Below are 21,477 nucleotides of genomic sequence, written 5' to 3' on the forward strand. Positions count from 1 at the left end.
CAGGAAAGTTCACCCCGTTCTTTTTTGTCTCACATTAAATTTATGAACATTTTCGCAAGTTATAAGTCTCCCCCGGACCCCCTCTTTTCAACATCATTACAATAGATTATATTTATAATACAAATCTAAAGGCCGATAGGCAGGCGAAGTTGAAATCGAAGTAGGGGAGGGCTCCAGGTTGGGCGACTTGTTGCAGCTTTTCTATCGTTAGTTCGAATGAAATGTCGATAGCCATTTTGTAGCGAGAACAGCTTAGGTGTAGTTGGTCTCCTTCTCGATACAATTTTATTTCGATGCTCTCCATAAATAAGCTCCCTAACGTTAGGCGGGCTTGCCCGACGGGATGGCGGGCTTGCCCGACAGGATGGCGGGCCTGTCTGGCCGGCAAACAGACTTGAAGGGAATTGGAGGTACTCTTGCCAGCAAGGGTAACCTGTAGAGTTCAATCACCAAGCTATCCTTATTCATGACATTACTGTATATGAAGGAACTCCAGATATCTTCTTTTCTACCTATTCTTATGTATTTTGGATAGTGCCATAATGAATCAATTAGTCTGAGTTGGTTATAAAATTTACTCTATTTTTAGATTGCAACATTTTATGAAATTGAGTAAATTAGAGCTAGGTTATGGTTCAATAAGTTTATAAAAATTAAACTGGTTAAGAGGTACTAAAATTGTATTGATATTAACATAGGTTTTTTATGGGCACGATGACTAAAGCATACCTTTTACAGCCCGGAGAGAGCGAGTTACGTTGGATGGGGGAAACCTCTACCTACTTTCTTGCGAGCGGTTCGCTCACAGGCGGAACTCTTGCTGTCGTTGAAGAACGAGCGATGCGCGGTGAAAGCATTCCACTCCACAAACACGAGGATATTGAGTCTTTCTACATACTCGAAGGCGAAGTATCATTTTATCTCGGATCCACATCCGCGAAGAGTGCCTTAGCGGGTGCATTCGTACATATTCCGGGAGACACTATACACGGTTTTCGTATTGAGTCTAAGATGGCGCGTTACCTCATTATAACCACTCCGCGACATGGGGAGTTCTACAAGGCCATTTCCTTACCTTCACTACATGCAACCATAGATGATAAGATGATTGAACAAGCGTGCCAGGAATATGGCGTTGAGTTGGTGGGTCCATTACCTAAATAGACTTGTTGGTATAAGAGGAATGGCGACAGCCATTCTGTATCGCGAACAGCTTATGTGTAGTTCGTCTATTTCTCGATACAATTTTATTCGTTGCTTAGCATAAAATTACCGGCCCATCTTAGTTGTGAGGGTCTTTATAATATTTCTGCCTACTTATTTTTCCAAAAATTCTTTAAGCGAAACATGAATAAGCTCATTCCATCCCTTTTCAAAATTCTGGATGGCCAATTCAGGAATATCCGAAGGGAAAGTATCAATACCTGTATGTGTCAATTTTAGTTTTGTGCCGTTATTTTCTTCATTTAATTCAAAGGTTACATGAGACATTCCACTATAGCCATCGTATTTCCAAGAGTAGGTAAGTTTTTTTTCTGGAATAACTTCTGTTATCCCACACAAATGCTTCCATTGCTTTCCACCTTCTTCACCAGCCCAAAACTCAAACTCGAACCCAACAACGGTATTAAACTCTTTCACATCAAAATACCACAGTTTCATTAATTCTTTTTCAGTTAGGGCTTTCCACACTAATTCTTTATCTGCGTCAAAAACACGTTCTACGATTACGTTTAACTGGCTCATTTATTTTTGATTTTTTAGGTTGGATAAAACTTTGCTCAATTGTTCAAATCTATTCCCCCGAACCTTTCTCACTTGTTCCGACCATTTGGAAAATTCATTCATGTTATCAATTTTTATTTGATAATAAATCTAACCGGCACGAAGAATTTTCTCCATCTTTCTTCCCTTTGCCAGTTCATCCACCAGCTTGTCCAAATACCGTACTTGTTGCGTTAAGGTATTTTCAATTTCCTCTATCCTATAGCCGCAGATTACACCAGTAATGAGGTGGGCATTGGGGTTTATTTTTGCCCTTTGGAAGAATGTTTCAAAGGTTACCTTCTCATTAATGAGTTCGTTTATTTTATTTTCATCAAATCCTGTGAGCCATTCTATCACTTGATACAATTCCTCTTTCGTTCTACCTTTCTTCTCCACTTTTGTGATATAATGCGGGAATACTGAAGAGAATGTCATTTTTGCAATTCGCTCATTGTGTTCGGGTGTTGTTTTCATAATAAATACTTAGGTGTTCTTCCAATTAATTTACTTGTAATTCGTTGATGATTCACCGATCAATTCCATTTGGGCATCATTTATCTCAAGCATTACCAAGTCCCCATAGTTCAATCCTTCAATTCTTGGAAGCAAAAGTTCCAATATGGTCGGGTTTTGAAAATGTTCTGCCTTGGTGGTAGGATCTGGCATGTAGATCAACCCCTTATAGGTAGTTTTCTTAAATTGAAGTATTACATCAAAAAAGTAGAAATTTTCTGGGGGAATGTATTTAGACCAATTTACATTCTCCAGAAAATGTTTTGGTTTTTTTACTTTAAAAATAAACGGCGCAATGTCCAAATTGATGGTTCCAAGAAAGTATTGATTTAGATCTAAGCCTTTTTGCAAAAAATGTGCGCATTGGGCTTTTAAGGTTCCATCGGGATAACGAGGGTCTTTTGCCTTCCCGGAGGCAACTCCATGACCTTGGCATACAACGGCATTAACTTTCATTGTTCTTTACTTTTAACGATTTGGCAAAAAGCAACCTGATTGCCCTCGAATTTCTGGTTGAGTCAACTATTCTACTGCTTGGAATATTTTTAAGTGCACCTTTCGTGCTGTTCTTATGATTATTTCAATAATTTCCTGAATGTCCTTTTTGGATGTCCTGAAATTCACAATACAAGCTCTCAAAGAATACTGGCCTTTAACAATGGCATTGGATAAAAAGACCTCACCGCCAGTTTGTAATTCGTTCAATATAGCCTCATTTAAGGTATTAAGATACTCCATATTATTGGCACTCTCCTTAGGGACATACCGGAAAGTGGTAATGCTTAAATTCTGGGATACAGCTTCCAATTCAGGATGTTTGTCGGCCAAGTCATATAACATTTCTGATAGCTCAATATCTTCACTGATCAGTTTTTCATAACCATTTCTGCCTACTTGCTGCAATGTTAGCCAAACTTTTAAAGCTCTAAAACCACGGGAGTTTTGAAGTCCATACTCATAAAAGTTTTGAGCCTTATCATCCCCAATGTTGCTAAAGTTATAATATTCCGGATGAGAACTAAAAGTGTCGATTAAATGTTGTGGGTTTTTTACTAATGTACAACCTGCCTCGAGTGGACTGTACAACCATTTATGGGGATCTAGAGCAATGGAGTCGGCTTCTTTGATTCCTTCAAACAAATGGTTGAATTTAGGCACTATCGCAGCAGGAACGCCATAGGCACCATCGATGTGGAACCATAGGTTATATGTTTTACAAATAGCTGATATTTCACCCAAATTATCAACCACTCCTGTACTTACATCCCCGGCGGTACCAACTACCATTAGAGGTAGACAATCATTTTCCAAATCGTTTTTTATGGTGGTTTCCAAAACCTTGATGTCCATCTTATTGGAAGCATCAGTTGGTATCCATCTAACGGATTTTGTACCCAATCCAAATAAAACTACGGCCTTTTCAATCCAGGTATGCGTTGTTTTGGAACAGTATACCCTTAATTTATTTGATGTATTTTGAATTCCATCTTCCTTAATATTCTGTGGAGCTTTCGCTGTTCTTGCTGCCAAAAACCCAGTGAAATTAGCCATATTACCGCCACTTACCAATATGCCGCCGTATGCTGATGGGACCCCTATAAAATTGCATAGCCATCTAATAGTTTGTTTTTCAATTTCAGTGGCCATTGGGCTTAAAATATGTGCTCCAACATTTGGGTTGACGGATGCCGCCAATAAATCGGCCAATGCTCCAATTGGGGCCGCTGAAGAAGTGATATATCCAAAAAATTTAGGGTGTCCGTTAAGCAAGGAATGGTTGAATAGTAAATCTGTCGTTTTAGACATTAATTCAGCTGCAGGTCTACCATTTTCGGGTAGGGATGAGTTTCCCAATAATTCCTGCAATTGACTTGGACTTTCATTTTGAGTAACAGGTTTTTGATCTATGGAATCTATAAAACTGGAAATATCATCAATTAATTGATATCCTATTTTCCGAAACTCCTCCTTATCCATTTCAATGGATGATTTCCTAATCTTGGTCATAGTGTTATTTTTTACAAATTTTGTACCAGGTCTAAGTTATAAATGGTGCAGGGTAAGGAGACTTTCATGCTGCTCTTTGATTATGTCAAAAATCAACCAATTCTTAATTTCTGAGTAGCAAATCACATACTAATTCAGCTTGTTTCAATTCCGATATTTTCAAATAACTTTTTAGTTTTTACTATATCAGAATTATTTTTTACTTCCATTAAGTCTCTCGACTTTCCGTTTTTCAATTTCAGACTGAACTTTTTACGGCCAAAAACTTGCATCTCGGTCAGTGAGATAATTTCTGATAAGTAAAGTTTTTCAGAGGTTGATTTTTTTAGAATTTGATATATCAACGTGATCATTGATGCCAATGCAATAATTATCCAAATAAACCCCATCCATTCCAATTGCTTTTTGTCCAAAACAAAAACCGGAAAAAGAATAGTATTGATCAGCGTACAAATCAGCATTATTTTTATAAATAAATACTGTGCTTTTAATCCGTCTTTTATTTCAATCGACTTTTCTTTTGCGTTAAATTTTATTGTCATAATTCTATTTTTCAATTTAACCTAGAGGGTATTGATATTATAGTCTTGCAACTGTTATGTTAAAGATAATAAAGAATCTTATCTTAAATAATGTTGTAACCCTTCAATCTGAGCAAGTGGCTGTTTTGGCACGAGCCTGCCTCGCCATTAGGCAAGCGAGACCCTCGCGCCAGCGGGGAACGCTCCGTTGACGACTGCTTGAGACGTCTACTCGATTGTATATAGTTTTATTGTTTTGCCATAAGTTCCTTGGGAAAAGCATCCTCTATCAATCGCAACTGTATTTTATGCTCCATCCAAGCTTTTAATCCAGATAATACGAAGGTAAATCCTTTCGTAGAATCCTTAATTTGGTTTAGTAATTCATCGTCATTTCCTTGGAAGTTATAATTTGTAATAGTCAAGAATGTGAGATTATCATTTACTGAATTAAATTCCCAGACTACAGTTGATTTTTGCATTCCTTCTCCCCATTCAATAAGTATCTTTTGATTTTCTACAATTTCAAGGACATTTATAGGTATAACTAAATTATACATTTCCCATTTCCACTGTAATTTTACACCTTCTTCAAGTTTTCCCGTACTATGGGTAAACCAAAATTTAGTTGTTATATCAGGATTTATAAACGCTTCAAAAACCTCTTTGACCGGCTTGCGTATTCCTAATTCCGATTTGGCAAAGTTGATTGTTTCTTTCATTTCTCTATATTTAATTAGACTTGACAATTGTATATTGTTACAAGTACTGAGCAATCTTGTTCGTGCCGTCCTATTATGGAGCCGCAGGATAGTTCATTAAAATATATTCCAAGGGGGGATTAAAACTTCACTCGGCTAACTAAAGTAATTCTAAAGATAATGAAGAAAAAATAATCGTGATTTAATTTATGATATAGGCCTGCTATTCTGTACATGTGGCTGTTTTGGGACGAGCCTGCCTCGCCGTCAGGAAGGCGCGTCCCTCGCGCCAGCGGGGGGCAGGGGGATGTTTAGAATTTAAAGTTTATGGTTAAAAATTTATGGTTTACAGTTTACTTTTCGGCAAACCACCGAAAAATTGGGCCAGGTATTTTCGAAATTGAAGTAGAGGAGGACAGAAAGACGGTTGACTTTGTGCAGCTGTTATATCGTCAGTTCGATTGAAATGGCGACAGCCATTTTGTATCTAGAAAAGGTAAGATGTAGTTCGTCTACTACTCCATATAATTTTATTTCGTTTCACTGCATAAAACCAATTCCCTAACGGCAGGAAGGCATGTCAGGACCGCCGGCCGGCTCATAGTCACTGTGAGATTCTCAAGCCAGTTGGGTTTTGACTTATGGGCATAGTTGGGAAGCGAAGCCTGTAATTTTTAGCTAATGTCGTTTTCATGACCCAATGTGCGCCCGATATTGCTATTCTTGAACTAATTTTTAATGAGGTATCTCCTCTACTAAAATACTATTGTTTGCCTTGTCAAAGTAGGTACAGGTCATTTCTTCCATAAATACAACCCATTTTTCAATACCTGAATTTGACGCGTCATTGCAAAATGTTGGATAATCCGTTTTACCATCTTGATGCGCTTTTAAGTGGGTTTGAAATTCTTTTCTATTGGATATTTTTGCAATATTTAGGGAAGCGTACTTAGCAGGTGTCCTTATTATGTAGTCATGCACTCCATAATAATCCGTATGTCCGTCCGCTACAAACGTTTCATAATGGGTAACCCCTAATTCTTTAAGGTCTTGAATATAAGTTGGAAAGTCTGCTCCCGATTTTACCTTACTGTGCGCTTTTTTTATCTGATTTGCGGTAAATAATTTTTGTTGATTTTTCATAGTTACTCTATTTTATAGATTACACGTTACCCTAAGGTCAAAACTAGTTGAAATGATATTTTACTATCTCACTGTTTTACATAGTAATTACAATGCAAAGGTTCAACGTCTAAAACAAGTGTAATTGTAAAAAATCGTTTTTTTTATAGGAAGCGTTTAAAATTTTCAGGGGTATCTCCGGTAAATTGTTTAAAATTTTTAATGAAATGGGCTTGGTCAAAGAAATTGTTGTCGTAGCAAATTTTTGCAAGCGAATTGTTAGTGTTAAGACTGTCAAGAACTGTATTAAAGCGTACAATTGATGCGAATCTCTTAGGGCTTGTTCCCACAACTTTTCTAAAACGCTTTTCAAAAGGACTTTGGCTGATAAATAACTTCTGGTTTAGTTCTTTAATTCTGACCGTTCCGTTGCTCTGATAAATGAGCTTAATAGCTTCGTTAATCAATTTGTCCGTTTCAATGGCCTTAAGTTGTGATAACAAAAACTGTTCAACGATTTTGACTCGTTGACTATCGGTTGTGGCTATAGTCAATTTTTCCTCTGCTTCAGTCACATTGTTTTTATTAAAAATATCGTCGAGTGAAAGACTTAGGTTATACAATTCGTTTGCAGGAAAGGAAGTAAAATGTATGAATCCAATTTCGGTAAAATATACTAGAATTGTTCCAATACCTGCGGAGTTTTTAAAGATTCTATACCTATCGGAAATACCTGTTATTCCAGATGAACTGAGTTTGTTTTCTGTATTTCCCTTAACAATGGCAAGTTGTCCTTTGTATTGAAAGCCCATAACCAAACCTGAAGGTGGAAAAACTTTATATTCACTTTCCATTTCATTCTCTGATACAACAAAATATTTGATGTAGGGCCTTAAACTTTCATTCGGAAAATATTTATAGAATCGCATTTCTATTTATGATTGCTTGGCCTGTTATCGGCAGATGAGGATATAGTTACAAAAACATTTATTTCGTTATTATAAATTCAATTTCAATACTGGTCCATTACCTCAAAATACCACGGCGTTGGCGTGAGCCTGCCTACAGGCAAGTAGGCCTGCTTATGGCAGACAGGCATCTTGCTCGTGCCATCTTATTTACGGAACGCGAGGGTAGGTTATGTAAAAAATATGCAAGGGGAATTAAAACTATGCTCAGGCAACTGTTATCCTAAAGATAATGAAGAAAAAGCAATTGGCCTTTAAAAATTTTATAAGCTTTCAATTATGAACAAGTGGCTTTTATGGCACGAGCCTGCCTCGCCGTCAGCCAGGCCAGACCCTAGCGCCAGCTGGGGACGAAGTCATTCATGGCCATTTACCGTTCTAGCCCTTTCTAGTATTAATATTAAATAGATATTTCCAGTTTAGTTCTGGGAAAGCGATGAATTATAGCCCTTGTCCGAAAATGGCGTTTTTTCAGGTGGTAAATTTAGGCTCCCTAAAATTCTGAGTAATTCAACCAATGATTGATTATCAATCAAACTCGTGTCGATTTTTAATTCCCTGGTTTGTGTCTTCAAGGTATAGTCTCCAGCGAATTTTTTGATCCAATTTATGTCATTTAGATTAATTTTCTTGCCAAATCCGTATAGGCCATTTTTTTTGATAGTTCCGTTTTCAATGGTCAAGTATTGGTTGGTCACATCATGTAAATAGTGTCCGATATATAAAATTCCGATTATGGAATATCCGTAATTACTCCAACCTAATCCAACACCAAAGATTAAAATTGCAATCCCAAGAACAATCCAAACTAAACCAAGTATGAGGTGAGCGTAAAGTCTTTTTTTCTTAAATTTTATTTTCATTCCCTAATAGATTTTTGCCGACGTTTGGTTTAAGTTTGGTCGCGGATTTACGCTCGGTTATCCATCAGAAAAGAACGGATAATTGGTCATGAATCTTAGCTAGGCATACCACCAAACCCGCTATTAAATTTACATAATGTTTTGGCAAGTCATTTTGTTAAATCTTTTGATGTCGCCAATGCTATAACTCTACCACTAGTACCTACGGCATTGTAAAAGTGGTATACAACTCCATTCCATTTTATTACCCATGGTTTATGGGCATACTTTTTATCATACTCTTCTGAAGAGGCCAACAAGTCTTCTCCTTCCCAATCTGTCCAATTTATTAAATCGTAAGAGCAGGCAAACCTTTCAAAAGCTCCGGGTTTCCAGAATGCTCCAAAATAGAACATTACGTAAATATCACCGATTTTCGCAATCTGTGCATCACCACAAATGCCTTTTCCTCTGGTAATAACAGGATTTTCCCCATACCGTTTCCAAGTATGCATGTCGTCAGATACTGCCATTGCAATGCTTTCATAATTAGCAGTATCCCCCTTGGCATTATAATACATAACAAATGGATGCCCCGTATGCTTGCTGCTATCACGAATGACCAAACTCTTGTAGATAGTTTTGTTCTCAAACCAGCGAACATCTTTATCTTCTGGCGACAAAAGAGGAGAATTATTTGTATTCCATTCATTAGCTTCTGTTATTGTGGAGGAATTTGACAATCCAATTTTTAATGTGCCCGATTCGTATCCGGCTGTGTTTCCACCCAAGTAGGTCATCCAGTATTTGTCTTGATAATTTTCTACGGAATAATCACCACCCCAATCGGTATTAATAAGGGATACGTATCCCGCTTTTTGGTTGGCATCCCATGTATTTTCTGTAAACGATAATATTTTTCCTTTCGATTCCCAATTGAGCAAATCATCACTTTCAGATAACCAAGTTTCATACCCTTGACCATCAAAAACAATGTAGGTCATATACCAAATATTGTTTTTGTGAAAGATAGTTGGACTGTCAACCATTTTTGTGGTATCAGGATGTTGAACAACAACACCATATTTAAACGGAGTTTGAATCTCATTGAAAATTTCCTCCATTACTTCTTGAGGCACCGACTTATTCAAAGTAGTCTCTTTCTGATTACAACCAAAAAGTAATATTACTGTTGCAGTTGCTAGTAATAAATTCTTCTTCATTCTAAATATATTTATTCTCTTAATGTGGATTTGCCATAACACTTGAGTCTAGTTACAAGTACCTCTATTCCTTTTTTTAATACAATAAATCCTGATGTCAACAGGCCTTTTTCAATGTCTGCCCTTTAGCTCGGAATACACCTTCTTCATGACTTCAGTTTTGCCTTCGTCTTCTGCTATGGAATGGGTGGTAAACATCATTACTCCACTGGATTTACCCGATAATCCACCTCTAAGTACGGTTTCAAACTGTTCTGTGGTAATAATTCCTGGGTCGTTATGGGCCTGAACAATAGGCCATATTTTGGGGAAAGTGCCTTTTTGGATATCCAATTCATTGCTAAACCATTGTATGTTTTCTTGGACCCACTGGGGATCCCTGCCCATTCTTTTATGATATACCATGGGGGAAAATACATCTATGGTCTCTTTTAATAGGTTGTAGTCCAACCCAAGAATACGTTGGCGTGCTCCATTGAATTCTTCATCGTTCCATGGGCAGTGATATAGTCCCAGGAGTGTCCCGGGTTTTATTTCCTCTATAATGCTCTTTATTTCAAAGGTCCAGTCGTATATAACCTTACAGCGCCAGTTGCGCCATGCCGTGTCTTGGTTGTTCAATATCCATTTTGCTTTCTGGGCGGTACTCCCTTCAGGTATTTCTACTTTTGAATCCTTTGAGAATTTATCAAGGCAATGATTGCAAAAACAGGTTTCTGGCAAGATGGGTTCGGGGTCTTCAAACTGGGCATGCCAATGTACATAGTCCATCCAAATGCCGTCCAGGTCTAACTCCAGGAGTAAATCCCGTAGTTGGTCAAATCGGTACTTTCTAAACCCAGGTTCTGTTGGGCATACGCCCATAAACCAAGTGGCCGCCTGCACCTTTTCTCCCAGGTCATTTATGGCCCATGCTTCCGGATGAGTTTCTACATAATTCTTACCGTTGAGTGTGACAAATTCTGCATATATCTTGGATCCTTCGGACCTAGCCCTGTTGATCATATCTTCGTTGATCGATCCACTGTGGACAAATATGGCATTTACACCCAGCTCGTTTAATTCATAACCATTATCCCACAAGGGTTTGGGATTGCCATAAATACCTCGGATCTCAATCGAGTCCGCAGAGTCCTGTCCGCACGACATAAAACCAAGAACGGTAAAAAGTAATATGTACGGAAAATGGAATTTTAGGTGTGTATTCATCCCTAGCCACTTAAAGTCTACTATTATTATTTGGAAAGGGCCAATATTTTCTCCCAAACACTTTCACTCACCGGCATTCCTTCCTTTAAATTCTCGGCGGTGGTGAGGGCACTTCTTTCGCCGGGATAGTAAATTTTGTCTCCTGCTTTCATAGGCTCCACATCATGGGTATAGTCTATAATTTCATCAATGAGTTTATCTTGCAATTCTTGGTCGTGGAATACCTCGGGGTCTATGCACAAAAACACCTGTGAAATACCCGTTTCAAATTTCTTTAAACCAATTTTATAGGTAGAGTTTCCTGCCGCCAAAAGGGTGGCCAGCATATCCAGAACAATGGAAAGCGCAGAACCTTTCCAATAACCGACGGGTAGGCCACGTTCTTTTATGGTAATTTTTTCAGGGTCATTGGAAAGTTGATCATTTTCGTCCCAACCCCCAGGGAAGGGCAACTTTTTTCCACGCAGTTTATAGTCGTTGATCTTTCCAAAAGCAAATTGGGAAAGGGCCATATCCAATATTATATGGCCTTCCTTTCTGGGTATGGAAACAATGAAAGGGTTATTGCCTATTCGGCTGTCCTTAGCGCCCCATGGCGGCATATTGGGTTGTGTATTGGTAAATAGAATTGAAATGCAACCTGCATCGGCCGCTATTTTTCCATACGTCCCACCTCGCATCCAGTGGTTGTTATTACGCAAGGCCACCAATCCCATTCCATTGAGTTTGGCCAATTCTACAGCTCTATTGATACACTTGGTGGCATTGATAATACCTGGGCCATAATTACCATCCCATCGTTCTATGCTTCCAAAAGATTCCACTTTTTCAGCCTCGGCATCTATCTTTACGGAACCGTTTTCCACATATTCCAAAAAAAGGGGAACGCGATTAATTCCATGTGAATTTACACCGGCCAAGGTACTTTCAGTATAGGTTCTAGCCAATAATTTGGCCTTTTCAGTAGTGAATTTATATTTTACAAAAAGTTTGTAAAGTACATCCTGCATTTGTTGGGACGAAATCTGCATTGTTTTTTTCATTTAAGATTGGTTATTGATTTGTATAGGGGTTTGATTTCTGAGCTGAATATTATTCATAATGGGACGCTTCCCGATTAAATGTACGAAAACTTTTTATTGGAATTAATTTGTTGGATCAAGGTTCGTAGAATACCCTTTGTTAATTAAATAATTTTAAGGCTCCAATACTGGTTTTGTTCTACAAATAATCGACTGTAAATTAAAAAGGCTCTTGATTAATATTTTTTTGGCTGCTACAGTGGGTGTTGTTCCCCACTGATTGAAAATAGAGGATCCCCATCACTTCCCGCGGATGTCCGAATAATTCTTATAAGTATCCCAGGTGTTTATTTTATGGAATTCTAAATGGGTATTATTGTTTGTACATTTTTCCTTCCCTAACTACTTCCTTACCATTAACGGTCATAGTAGATTTATAGGTAAAGGAATTCCCCTCTATTTTTATTACTTCCATCAAAATACCATTAATTTGATTAATATATTTTTGGACCGCCGTAAGTTCTGATTTGGATTCGTCATAGGTTAGGCGAAAAGTACAGTCATTTATCCATTCAATTTTGGAAAATTCAATTTTAGGATCCGTCGTGCCCTGCTCGTCTCCCGAAATTTTTTCCTTATACCCCGTTTGGTAATTCCCTTCCCTGACCAATCTCCATGTTACAGGGGCGGCCCCTCTGGTGTGGACCAAAAAGGTTCCATTTGCAAAGTCTGTACAGTCCAGTTCCTGTGCGCCAGCGAATATTCCGGATAAGCATAAAATACATAGTAGGGTTTTCTTCATAAGAGGCGCAAAGATGTAACTTATTACAGTATTTGCAAATCCATTTCAGATTTAATACATGGTATTCGGGTTGGCAGCCTTCTTTGGTATTTGCTGTATGGCATCCCAGTGTTCACAGATTTTACCATTTTCATCAAACCTAAAAAAATCCATGGTAACATATTGGTCATTATCCGGCCAAATTTGATGGGTGTGCAATGCCACTAAGTCCCCCTCTGCAATACAGCGAACAAATTCAATGGATTTATTTGGATATTCTTTTTGCATCCTTTCAAAGTAGTCGATAAAACCATGGGTTCCATCCTCTACATGTGGATTGTGTTGAATGTATTCTTTGCCCACATATTTTTCAATCGCAATTCTGGGATTGCCTTCATATGCGGTCCTGTAAAAGGCTATGGCATTGTTCTTAATTTTTTCCAAGTCCATAAGATTCTTTTGAAGATAAAATTATAGATTCATAATCACCTATCTAAAATAGGAGAGTGGATATCAATAGATTTAAAGATAACCTAACAGGTTTAGGGTTTGGTTAATTTTGCTTTGCTACTATTATTAAAAGGGATAACAAGCTGCCATTTTTTACCCTTTGAGGACACATCAACGGTAATTTCATGCTCATTTTCCGATTTGATTTTCGCCTTTACTTTCGGCATTTTCTTTTCAGATGGAAAAAGTAACCACACCAAAGTGGCATCGGTGCCAATCTCGGTAGTATACGAACTGGTAATATTTGGCCCATAGATATTGTATTCAGGACTATACCAGCCTTGGATATCAGGATTTTCCTGGCCTTTGATAAATTTTGGATTAATTTTTTGCCTACCTACAGGGATAATTGCGAGATTTCCTTTTTCATTGGTGGTCTTTACAATCCACCTTTCTTTTTCTACCTTATTATCAGGATGCCAATGCCAAAGGGCTTCAATGGTGCGTGGTCTGTCCGTTTCAACCCTGTCTACCACCACCCAAAATTCGTTACGAACATAGAACATTGCCCTAGTATGTTTGGCCTTTCCGGTTATATCGATAAATTGATCATAGGAATTTGAGGCATAATCAAACCCTTCCGTTATTTTAAAGTGACTATCCGCTAAGGGTTCTTGGGTATGGGTAGGGCCGTTGGTTTGTCCTTTACCATCTATTAAAATCAAGTTATGCCCCGCACTGCCCTTGGCATAAGGACGAAATTTTTCAGCAACTTCCCCGGTATAGGCAAATCTTCCAGAATCTACCAAGAAATCCTTGCCGTAGGCCGAAACGGAAAGGTGCAATTTGTCATTGTGTTGATGGCCACTGCCCCAGGGCCCCATATCAAAAAAGGACCATTGTGCGCTACCATCAAATCCACTTCTGGAAACAAAATGTCCTGCCCAAGGATAGAAATAAGAGGGACCATCCGCAGGTTTACGACCAGATTGGCCATTGGTAGCAATATATTCCCAATCTGGATAATTGTACTTTTTAGCTCCTTTTAAGATGAAGTCACGGTCACTACCCCTGTCACCGTCATTGTTCAGCAATCGAAAACCACTAGGTCTCACCATATGGGAAATATAGCCGTACATGTTCTCTATGGTGCTATTGTAGAAGTCGGGCAAAGTCTTGTTGGCTTTGTCACAGATGTCTTTGAAAAGTTCAAAATTAATTAAGGAAACGTTGTGGTAATGCGAACTGAGTTCAGTTTGTACACCATCCGGATATACCTGATCTCTCATGCTATCGGACATAGTTTTAATGGCATAGTCCAGCCATTTCCCAGAAGTTTCGTATTCTGGAAAATAGGCGGCCACAGTTGCCAAAGCCGATATTTCCATGGTCAGCCAATTATTGCCAGCGTGAAAATTTCTGTTGTAATGGGCATGATCTGGTAAACTGCTGAGCAAAAGTAATTGTGTGGCAGGGGAAATATAATCGCTGTTTATAAGTCCGTAAAATATTTTGGTCCAAACTTTGGCTCTGGCCGCAACCTCTAAGCCTCGCCATACAGAGGTGCCGCTTTTAACCGCAGGGTAGGGCATGCTCTTGATTATAAAATCCCTTAAGAACAAGTCTATATATTGGGCATATTTGGGGTTTCCAGTTTCCAAATAAGTATTGAATATTTGCCTTAACTGACTATGCCTATTGGAAAGCCAAGCCCATTCCTTATCATTATTGGGGCCTTTGTAGTACCAGTCGCGATGCCCATCTGATAGGTAGGGCACTTTTCCCCGTACATTTTGTACCTCAAAAACATTGGTCAGAATGGTATCGGCAGCGGCTACTTCCCGCATCGTTTTTGTTGGAATTTCTTTGCGTAGATCGGAGGCCATCGTTCCATTTTTATAATAGGCCAATAATTCGTTGCATGCCTCTACGACATTACCATTACTGTATGCCAATTTCACCCTTTCCATTCCCGTATAATCTAAATTGAATTGATTCAGCATATTTTCTATTGTCTCGGGATAGGAGGTGATAAGGTCTTCTACAGTAGTTATGCTTTTCCAATTTTGCTGGGCCGTCAGCTGCATTGTGAAGCAAAAAAATAGGATAATTAGTGATAATGGTTTGATGGATTTTAGCATACTTTTATTTTTGAATAAATCTGTTTACGGTAATTTTTCTCCCGGGATCTACTTGGGTACTCCAGATAACTAGTTTCCCCTTACTATCTACTTGCAAGCCCACGGCCGCATTAAAATCGACCCCTTTCTTACAATTAAAGGTTTTGGCATCCACTTTCTCCATGATGGGTTTAAAGGACCCCAGCTTGCTAACAAGGATTAAATCGGCCTGTCCAGCAAGATCTTTTTTGTGAAAACCAATGGCATAAATGGCAGAGCCATCCTTAATAAGGTTAATGGATTGGTAGCTTCCCCAGTCTGTTGGTGCGGTATAGCTATACAGGAATTCATGTTCCCCTTTTTTAGGGTCAATTTGGTAGAAGTCCCAGTTTCGGGAGTCCCAATTTGCTACTATTGCCAAATAATTACTATCCAAGGCCAATAGCCCTGTTGCTCCTGCAGTTTTCTGTTTGGATTGGCCGTCGCGTTCAATAATAATATTAGGTTGGCTCCTATAAAGGGCATTGTTCCTATAATTGTAGAGGCAGACCTTGGATGTGGTTTTAAGGATGTTGTCTTCTATGCCAACAACCATAAACGGTTCACTCACTTGAATACCCCCAGCGTGCCGATAAGGATCGGTCATTAGTGTAATTAGTTTATCCGTTTTTCGCTTTTTAAGGTTTATTTGTAAAACGTAGGCTTTGGTAAGTGAACTACCAGAGATAAGAAGCTTTTCCGTGCCCTTCTTTTCTATAAGTTGAACCCCCTGAAAATGGCCACTTTCACTTGGGACCTTTATTTTATTGTTGATCAGGATTACTTCTGGTTCGGAATTTAAGGCTTTAAAGGCTTTGGGCACATTTGCTACGGATTGACTAAAACCGGAACTAGTGGCTAGCCATATGTGGACTATAAGAAATAGTATTTTAAATGTATGTTGTTGACCCATGGAGATCATATTTTAGATAAAGTTGACCACGAAAAGCTTATGGAAATCAGGGCCAAATTACAATGCAATACAGATAGATTTATTCCTTTTGCCACATCCCATAGCATTCATCCCATTTTTGTATTGTAAATATGGTATATTTTTATTGTTTAAACGATTAAATACATATATTGAAATCAAATTTTTGTTGATTTCTCCTTAAAATTAGACTTATGCCTAAAAAATTCAATTGCCAATTTACTAATATTAGAATAATTCTAGTATTCATAATCTGTCCGTTCTCCAGTTTTTCCCAAACCGATTATTCGGTAATGGACTATTGGAACTATTATTCCGACGCAGAAAATCAACTTTATAAACAACAAAGTGAAATTTCATTTGAAACTCTAGCCAAAAGAAAAGAGTCCATTACAAAGCTACAGACACAATCAGATTGGGAAGGGAGACAACAATGGGTCAAAGAAAAGCTACAGGAGTCACTAGGGGATTTTCCAGCAAAAACACCTTTGAATCCTAAAATTACCGAAAGGATAAAAAAGGATGGTTATAGTATAGAAAAGTTATATTTTGAATCCATACCTGGCGTAAAGGTAACAGCTGCTTTTTTTATCCCACAGGGCAAAAGGAAGAACCTACCTACAATAATATATTGCAGTGGTCATAGCGATTTGGCATTTAGAAGTGATGTCTATCAACATGTGATTCTCAATTTGGTTAAAAAGGGCTTTGCAGTACTTGCTTTTGACCCATACGGGCAAGGTGAAAGGTTACAGTATTTTGACCAAAACCTGGGCAAGTCACGGTTTGGACCAACACAAGAGCATTCCTATCCGGGGGCACAATTGTTTATCAACGGGGAATCTACCGCCAAATATATGATTTGGGATGGGATTAGGGCGGTGGATTATTTACTTACCCGCAAGGAAGTGGACCCTAACCGTATTGGCATTACCGGTAGGTCTGGAGGGGGAACCCAGTCTTCCCACATTGCTGCATTTGATGGTCGTATTAAAGCTTCGGCACCGGAATGTTATATCACGAGCATGGAATATCAGTTAAAATCGGGAGGGCCACAGGATGCAGAGCAGAATTTTCCCAGGGGTATTCAACTTGGTTTGGACCATGCAGATCTTTTGGAGGTAAGGGCTCCCAAACCAACTTTGATGATTACCACAACACGTGACATATTTAGTATTCAGGGGGCACGGGATACCTATCAGGAAACGAAATTGGCGTACAAAGCTTTTGGCATAGAAGAAAATATGATGATGGTGGAGGACAATGCGGGGCATCAATCTACCCTAAAAAATAGAGAAGCCATGTATGCATTTTTTCAGAAGCATTTGGATAATCCGGGAGATTCCAAGGATGGGGAAGTGGTTATTTTTCCGGTAGAAGAATTGTATGTTACGCCAACCGGTCAACTTTCAACTTCGGTAGGGAGCAAATTTTTGATCGACGTGAATAGCGATCTAACCAAGAAAAATATGGAATTATTGAATGAGGGCAGGCAGAATATGGACCAACATTTAATCGATTTAAAACATAAAGTACCAGCAATTTCGGGTTATACAGAAAATGCCAAGAAAGCAAAATTGATATTTTCCGGACAAACAGATTTTGAAACTTATTTTCTAAATAAATATCTGATAGAGCAAGAAGGGGATAAAATAATTCCCTTTGTAGCCTTCGTGCCCAAACAACCCATGAGTGGCTCCGCACTTTATTTGGATAATATAAAGGATAAGGAGTTGGACGAAGCTTATGCCATTCCAATAAAATTGGTCAAAAATGGTGTTACCGTAATTGTCCCTGATATGCCTGGCTACGGTGAATTGGGGCCAGGGTATTTAAAAGGTGATGCTTATTTTGAGGACACCTCTTACAATCAGTGGTTTGCAGGTATTTTAAATGGAAAAAGTACGATTGCCATACATGTTGAAGCAATAGAAACGCTGCTGGAAGTTTGCAAATCAAATTTGAAATTGGACGATAAAGAATTTGTGGGAATATCTAAAGGGGGCTTTAATTCCAGTCTATTGCATGCTGTTGCCTTAGGGGTAGATTTTAAAAGTATGCTGTTTTTTAAACCAATGCTTTCGTTCCAATCCATTGTTTCCAACAAAGACTATAACCCTGCTAGTATCCCTTTTACAGTAGCCGGGGCTTTACCACATTACGACCTACCAGACTTGTCGGCAGCCTTTGCCCCAAGAAAATTAATGCTGCTTCAGCCGACGGATGGCGATGCCATTGATTCTAAGCACTTGCAGTCATTTGATTTTGTAAAGGAACATTATAAATCCGTGAACAAGGCCAATAACTTTTCTGTGGAAAAAATCTCTTCCGAAAGGGAAGCAATGGATGCCTTGGATAAATTTATATCCGACCTGTAACGGTTTACCCATATCATAATCAACAGTATCATGAAAATAAATTTATTTCTTACACTAGGAATTTTGGGCCTAGTAAGCCATAAAGAAAACCAGCTTATGATTCAACTGAAGGTGGGTTAAAAAGCCATAATAGTTAAAAATTACAAGCGTACCTATGGTAAAAGTCGCGACACAATATATGGCAGGGATAAACCAATTTATAGCTGTGCCTGCGGCTGATTTTGAAGTCGCGGGTCTTTGGATTTAATAGTGACAGGCCTATTTTCCAAAACTTCGGCAATTCTCTCCAAGGTCTCAATTTCAAGTCGCTCCATAGCCTCTTCCGTGTAAAAAGTCAAATGTGGCAAAAGCATTACATTGTCCATTTTATATAGGCTCTTTAAAGGATGATTGGAATTATTCAAGGGTTCCAAGCTGTAGACATCAAGACCGGCCCCGGCAATTTGTTTTTTTTCCAAGGCATTCAAAAGGGCCATTTCATCAATCAGGGCCCCTCTGGCGGTATTAATAATAATGGCGGTTTTCTTCATTGCCAAAAATTCCTTTGCCCCAATAAGATGTTTGGTTTCCTTATTTAAAACAGCATGAAGGGAAATAAAATCGCACTCCTTGATCATTTCCAGAAGATTGTCATATTTTTCTATCCCGCGTTGCCCCAATTCCTCTCGAGATTTACTAGGGTCATATCCAATAACTCTTACCCTAAAACCCAGACCCGCCATCCTTGCCATACTGCTTCCAATTTTACCGCAACCAATTATGCCCAGCGTTTTTTCGGCAATATCAAGTCCCAACCATTCTTTACTTGGCCATATCCAAGCATTGCTGTTCATTTGTTTTTGTAGAATGGGCAACTTTTTGGCTAGGGCAATTAGCATGGCAAAGGCACCCTCTGCAACGGTCTCTTCAGCGTATTCAGGAATATTGACCACCACAATACCCCGTTCTTTTGCAGCAGGGATATCTATGGCATCTATTCCTACTCCGTATTTAACCATTGCTTTGAGTTTATGGGCCGAAGCAATGATTTTTTTGGTAATAGGGGTGTAGCACATTAATAGAATATCACAATCCTTTACTTCTTTGGCAAGTATTGCTTCGGATACCCCATCGGGCAATAAAACTAAATTATGTCCTTGTTCCCTTAGAGTTTTGTCTACGAGTGGAGTTTCCAACTCCATATCAGTCCTTACTATCTTCATATTTTGGTACAATCGGCAATGTTTGGTTTCCTTAATTGGCAAATTAAAGGTTTAAACAAATATAGCAGAAATGCACTAGGAATTAAATGTAGTATTCCGAGGATTGTTTTATTTCTTTCAATACGAATGTACTGTTAAGAACTCCAATATTTTCAATTTTGGAGAGCTTGGTCTTAACAAAATCATGGTATTCCTCAAGACTTTTGGTATGGATTTTTAAGATAAAATCTACCTGCCCAGCCAAATGGTAACATTCCTGCACTTCTTCCAAATGCTGTACCTGTGCCTCAAATTTCTCTATGAAGGCTTCATTGTGGTATCTCATGGATACCTGGCAGATGACAGTTATAGATCGGTCTATTTGCCTCTTATCCAAAATGGCCACATACTTTTTAATGACCCCTTGTTTTTCCAATCGTCGCACTCTTTCGTAAACAGGGGAGGGGGTAAGATTAAGAATGGCAGCAATTTCCTTCGCTGTTTTTTTTGAATCTTTTTGTAAAATCCTTAGAATGGTAATATCAGTTTGATCAAGTTGTTCCATAAGTATCCAAAAAATTACTTTAAAATAGTTTATTTTTTATTGATAAAAGTAAAATAAGCTTTAAAAGTAATATAATAAAGGTATAATTACTTAATTGTGTGGATAATTTACTTGATTGACTCGTTATTTGTAATTTTGATAGTAATTAACACTTTTGTTAATTTAGTAAAAACAGTACATTATGAAAGCAAAAGTTCTAGTAATCGGCGCCAATGGACAATTGGGAACTGTACTTGTAAAAGAGTTGCAACATCATCATGGTTTGGCCAATGTGGTAGCTACCGATATTAAGAAAACCCACAATTTTAATGGAACCTTTGAGGTCTTGGATGCTACGAATAGAATACATTTGACCGACGTGGTTACTAAATATAAAATCACCCAAATTTATCATTTGGCGGCAATTTTGTCTGCCAAGGGAGAAGAAAATCCGTTGGCAACCTGGGATCTTAATATGAGGATGTTTTTTAATGTATTGGAGGTAGCTAGAATCCATGAGTTGGACAAGGTGTTCTTTCCAAGTTCCATTGCCGTATTTGGAGAGGATGCCCCTTGGGTTAATACTCCCAACAACGCATTTCTAAATCCTGCAACAGTATATGGGATGAGCAAGGCGGCAGGAGAAAACTGGGCACAATATTATTTTTTAAGATATGGTTTGGATGTAAGATCTCTTCGATACCCGGGGGTTATAGGTTACCAATCCTTGCCTGGTGGTGGTACAACAGATTATGCGGTGGAAATTTTCCACAAGGCGGTCTTGGAAGAAGAATTTGTTTGTTTCCTCAATGAAGATACTACCCTGCCCATGATCTTCATGGATGACGCCATAAGGGCAACTATGGAATTAATGGAGGCGCCTAAAAAGAACATTAAAATAAGAACGGCCTATAATCTTGCCGGCAGTAGTTTTTCTCCAGAGGATATTGTAACGGAAATCCATAATTACTATCCAGAGTTTAAGGTAAAATATGAGCCCGATTTTAGGCAAGGCATTGCTGCCCGATGGCCGAAATCTATAAATGACGTCGAGGCAACTTTGGATTGGGGATGGAAGCCGGAATACGATCTGGAAAAAATTGTACGCACCATGATCGAAAAACTAAAAGAACAGTACATACCTCACGAATAGATTCA

General features: G+C 38.5%; 21 protein-coding genes. 3 read left to right on the forward strand and 18 right to left on the reverse strand.

What is annotated here, in order from left to right:
- The first annotated feature begins 705 nt into the window (after nucleotides 1–705).
- The gene (locus tag MWU78_RS20975) at nucleotides 706–1,164 is read left to right on the forward strand and encodes a cupin domain-containing protein (protein ID WP_247001524.1); all 459 of its coding nucleotides are present in this window, start codon (nucleotides 706–708) and stop codon (nucleotides 1,162–1,164) included.
- Between the two features lie 153 nt (nucleotides 1,165–1,317).
- Here the strand turns inward: MWU78_RS20975 and MWU78_RS20980 are convergent, their stop codons facing one another.
- The 16 genes from MWU78_RS20980 to MWU78_RS21055 all read right to left on the reverse strand — a co-directional run bounded on the left by MWU78_RS20980 (nucleotide 1,318) and on the right by MWU78_RS21055 (nucleotide 16,198).
- Nucleotides 1,318–1,746, reverse strand: a complete 429-nt coding sequence (locus tag MWU78_RS20980) for an SRPBCC domain-containing protein (RefSeq protein WP_247001526.1) — start codon at nucleotides 1,744–1,746, stop codon at nucleotides 1,318–1,320.
- Between the two features lie 129 nt (nucleotides 1,747–1,875).
- Nucleotides 1,876–2,241, reverse strand: coding sequence for a DUF2200 domain-containing protein (locus MWU78_RS20985; protein WP_247001529.1), 366 nt, complete (start codon nucleotides 2,239–2,241; stop codon nucleotides 1,876–1,878).
- A 30-nt stretch (nucleotides 2,242–2,271) separates the two neighbouring features.
- On the reverse strand, nucleotides 2,272–2,736 hold the full coding sequence (locus tag MWU78_RS20990; protein WP_247001531.1) for a hypothetical protein: 465 nt from the start codon (nucleotides 2,734–2,736) through the stop codon (nucleotides 2,272–2,274).
- A gap of 66 nt (nucleotides 2,737–2,802) precedes the next feature.
- Nucleotides 2,803–4,287, reverse strand: coding sequence for an aminotransferase class V-fold PLP-dependent enzyme (locus tag MWU78_RS20995; protein ID WP_247001533.1), 1,485 nt, complete (start codon nucleotides 4,285–4,287; stop codon nucleotides 2,803–2,805).
- Nucleotides 4,288–4,421: 134 nt separating this feature from the next.
- Nucleotides 4,422–4,829 (reverse strand): hypothetical protein, encoded by a 408-nt coding sequence (locus tag MWU78_RS21000; RefSeq protein ID WP_247001535.1) that lies wholly within the window; start codon nucleotides 4,827–4,829, stop codon nucleotides 4,422–4,424.
- A 227-nt stretch (nucleotides 4,830–5,056) separates the two neighbouring features.
- Complete coding sequence (locus tag MWU78_RS21005) at nucleotides 5,057–5,530, reverse strand: SRPBCC family protein (RefSeq protein ID WP_247001537.1); 474 nt, start codon at nucleotides 5,528–5,530, stop codon at nucleotides 5,057–5,059.
- Between the two features lie 714 nt (nucleotides 5,531–6,244).
- Entirely contained in the window at nucleotides 6,245–6,652 is a 408-nt protein-coding gene (locus tag MWU78_RS21010) for a DUF1398 family protein (RefSeq protein WP_247001539.1), read from the reverse strand.
- A 143-nt stretch (nucleotides 6,653–6,795) separates the two neighbouring features.
- On the reverse strand, nucleotides 6,796–7,560 hold the full coding sequence (locus tag MWU78_RS21015) for a helix-turn-helix domain-containing protein (RefSeq protein WP_247001541.1): 765 nt from the start codon (nucleotides 7,558–7,560) through the stop codon (nucleotides 6,796–6,798).
- Between the two features lie 458 nt (nucleotides 7,561–8,018).
- Nucleotides 8,019–8,462: a hypothetical protein gene (locus MWU78_RS21020; protein ID WP_247001543.1), complete on the reverse strand. Its 444-nt coding sequence runs from the start codon at nucleotides 8,460–8,462 to the stop codon at nucleotides 8,019–8,021.
- A 149-nt stretch (nucleotides 8,463–8,611) separates the two neighbouring features.
- Nucleotides 8,612–9,664 carry a glycosylase gene (locus MWU78_RS21025; RefSeq protein ID WP_247001545.1) on the reverse strand — a complete coding sequence of 351 codons (1,053 nt, stop codon included), beginning with the start codon at nucleotides 9,662–9,664 and terminating at the stop codon, nucleotides 8,612–8,614.
- 111 nt (nucleotides 9,665–9,775) lie between these two features.
- Entirely contained in the window at nucleotides 9,776–10,873 is a 1,098-nt protein-coding gene (locus MWU78_RS21030; protein ID WP_247001547.1) for a hypothetical protein, read from the reverse strand.
- A 26-nt stretch (nucleotides 10,874–10,899) separates the two neighbouring features.
- The gene (gene yiaK / locus MWU78_RS21035; RefSeq protein WP_247001549.1) at nucleotides 10,900–11,916 is read right to left on the reverse strand and encodes a 3-dehydro-L-gulonate 2-dehydrogenase; all 1,017 of its coding nucleotides are present in this window, start codon (nucleotides 11,914–11,916) and stop codon (nucleotides 10,900–10,902) included.
- A gap of 352 nt (nucleotides 11,917–12,268) precedes the next feature.
- Nucleotides 12,269–12,697 carry a hypothetical protein gene (locus MWU78_RS21040; RefSeq protein WP_247001551.1) on the reverse strand — a complete coding sequence of 143 codons (429 nt, stop codon included), beginning with the start codon at nucleotides 12,695–12,697 and terminating at the stop codon, nucleotides 12,269–12,271.
- A 51-nt stretch (nucleotides 12,698–12,748) separates the two neighbouring features.
- Nucleotides 12,749–13,126, reverse strand: coding sequence for an ester cyclase (locus MWU78_RS21045; protein ID WP_247001553.1), 378 nt, complete (start codon nucleotides 13,124–13,126; stop codon nucleotides 12,749–12,751).
- A 92-nt stretch (nucleotides 13,127–13,218) separates the two neighbouring features.
- Nucleotides 13,219–15,267, reverse strand: coding sequence for a heparinase II/III family protein (locus MWU78_RS21050; protein ID WP_247001555.1), 2,049 nt, complete (start codon nucleotides 15,265–15,267; stop codon nucleotides 13,219–13,221).
- A gap of 4 nt (nucleotides 15,268–15,271) precedes the next feature.
- Nucleotides 15,272–16,198 (reverse strand): hypothetical protein, encoded by a 927-nt coding sequence (locus tag MWU78_RS21055; protein WP_247001557.1) that lies wholly within the window; start codon nucleotides 16,196–16,198, stop codon nucleotides 15,272–15,274.
- 212 nt (nucleotides 16,199–16,410) lie between these two features.
- Here MWU78_RS21055 and MWU78_RS21060 point away from each other — a divergent pair, with 212 nt between their 5' ends.
- Complete coding sequence (locus MWU78_RS21060) at nucleotides 16,411–18,594, forward strand: acetylxylan esterase (protein WP_247001559.1); 2,184 nt, start codon at nucleotides 16,411–16,413, stop codon at nucleotides 18,592–18,594.
- 197 nt (nucleotides 18,595–18,791) lie between these two features.
- On the opposite strand, the gene MWU78_RS21065 is transcribed toward MWU78_RS21060, so the two are convergent.
- On the reverse strand, nucleotides 18,792–19,796 hold the full coding sequence (locus MWU78_RS21065) for an NAD(P)-dependent oxidoreductase (protein WP_247001560.1): 1,005 nt from the start codon (nucleotides 19,794–19,796) through the stop codon (nucleotides 18,792–18,794).
- Nucleotides 19,797–19,878: 82 nt separating this feature from the next.
- Nucleotides 19,879–20,340 (reverse strand): Lrp/AsnC family transcriptional regulator, encoded by a 462-nt coding sequence (locus MWU78_RS21070; RefSeq protein ID WP_247001562.1) that lies wholly within the window; start codon nucleotides 20,338–20,340, stop codon nucleotides 19,879–19,881.
- Between the two features lie 181 nt (nucleotides 20,341–20,521).
- Between MWU78_RS21070 and MWU78_RS21075 the strand changes: the two genes are divergently transcribed.
- Complete coding sequence (locus tag MWU78_RS21075; RefSeq protein WP_247001564.1) at nucleotides 20,522–21,472, forward strand: NAD-dependent epimerase/dehydratase family protein; 951 nt, start codon at nucleotides 20,522–20,524, stop codon at nucleotides 21,470–21,472.
- Nucleotides 21,473–21,477 lie beyond the last annotated feature (5 nt).

The sequence above is a fragment of the Arenibacter sp. F26102 genome (assembly GCF_023015865.1).
In the GTDB taxonomy this organism is placed as follows: domain Bacteria; phylum Bacteroidota; class Bacteroidia; order Flavobacteriales; family Flavobacteriaceae; genus Arenibacter.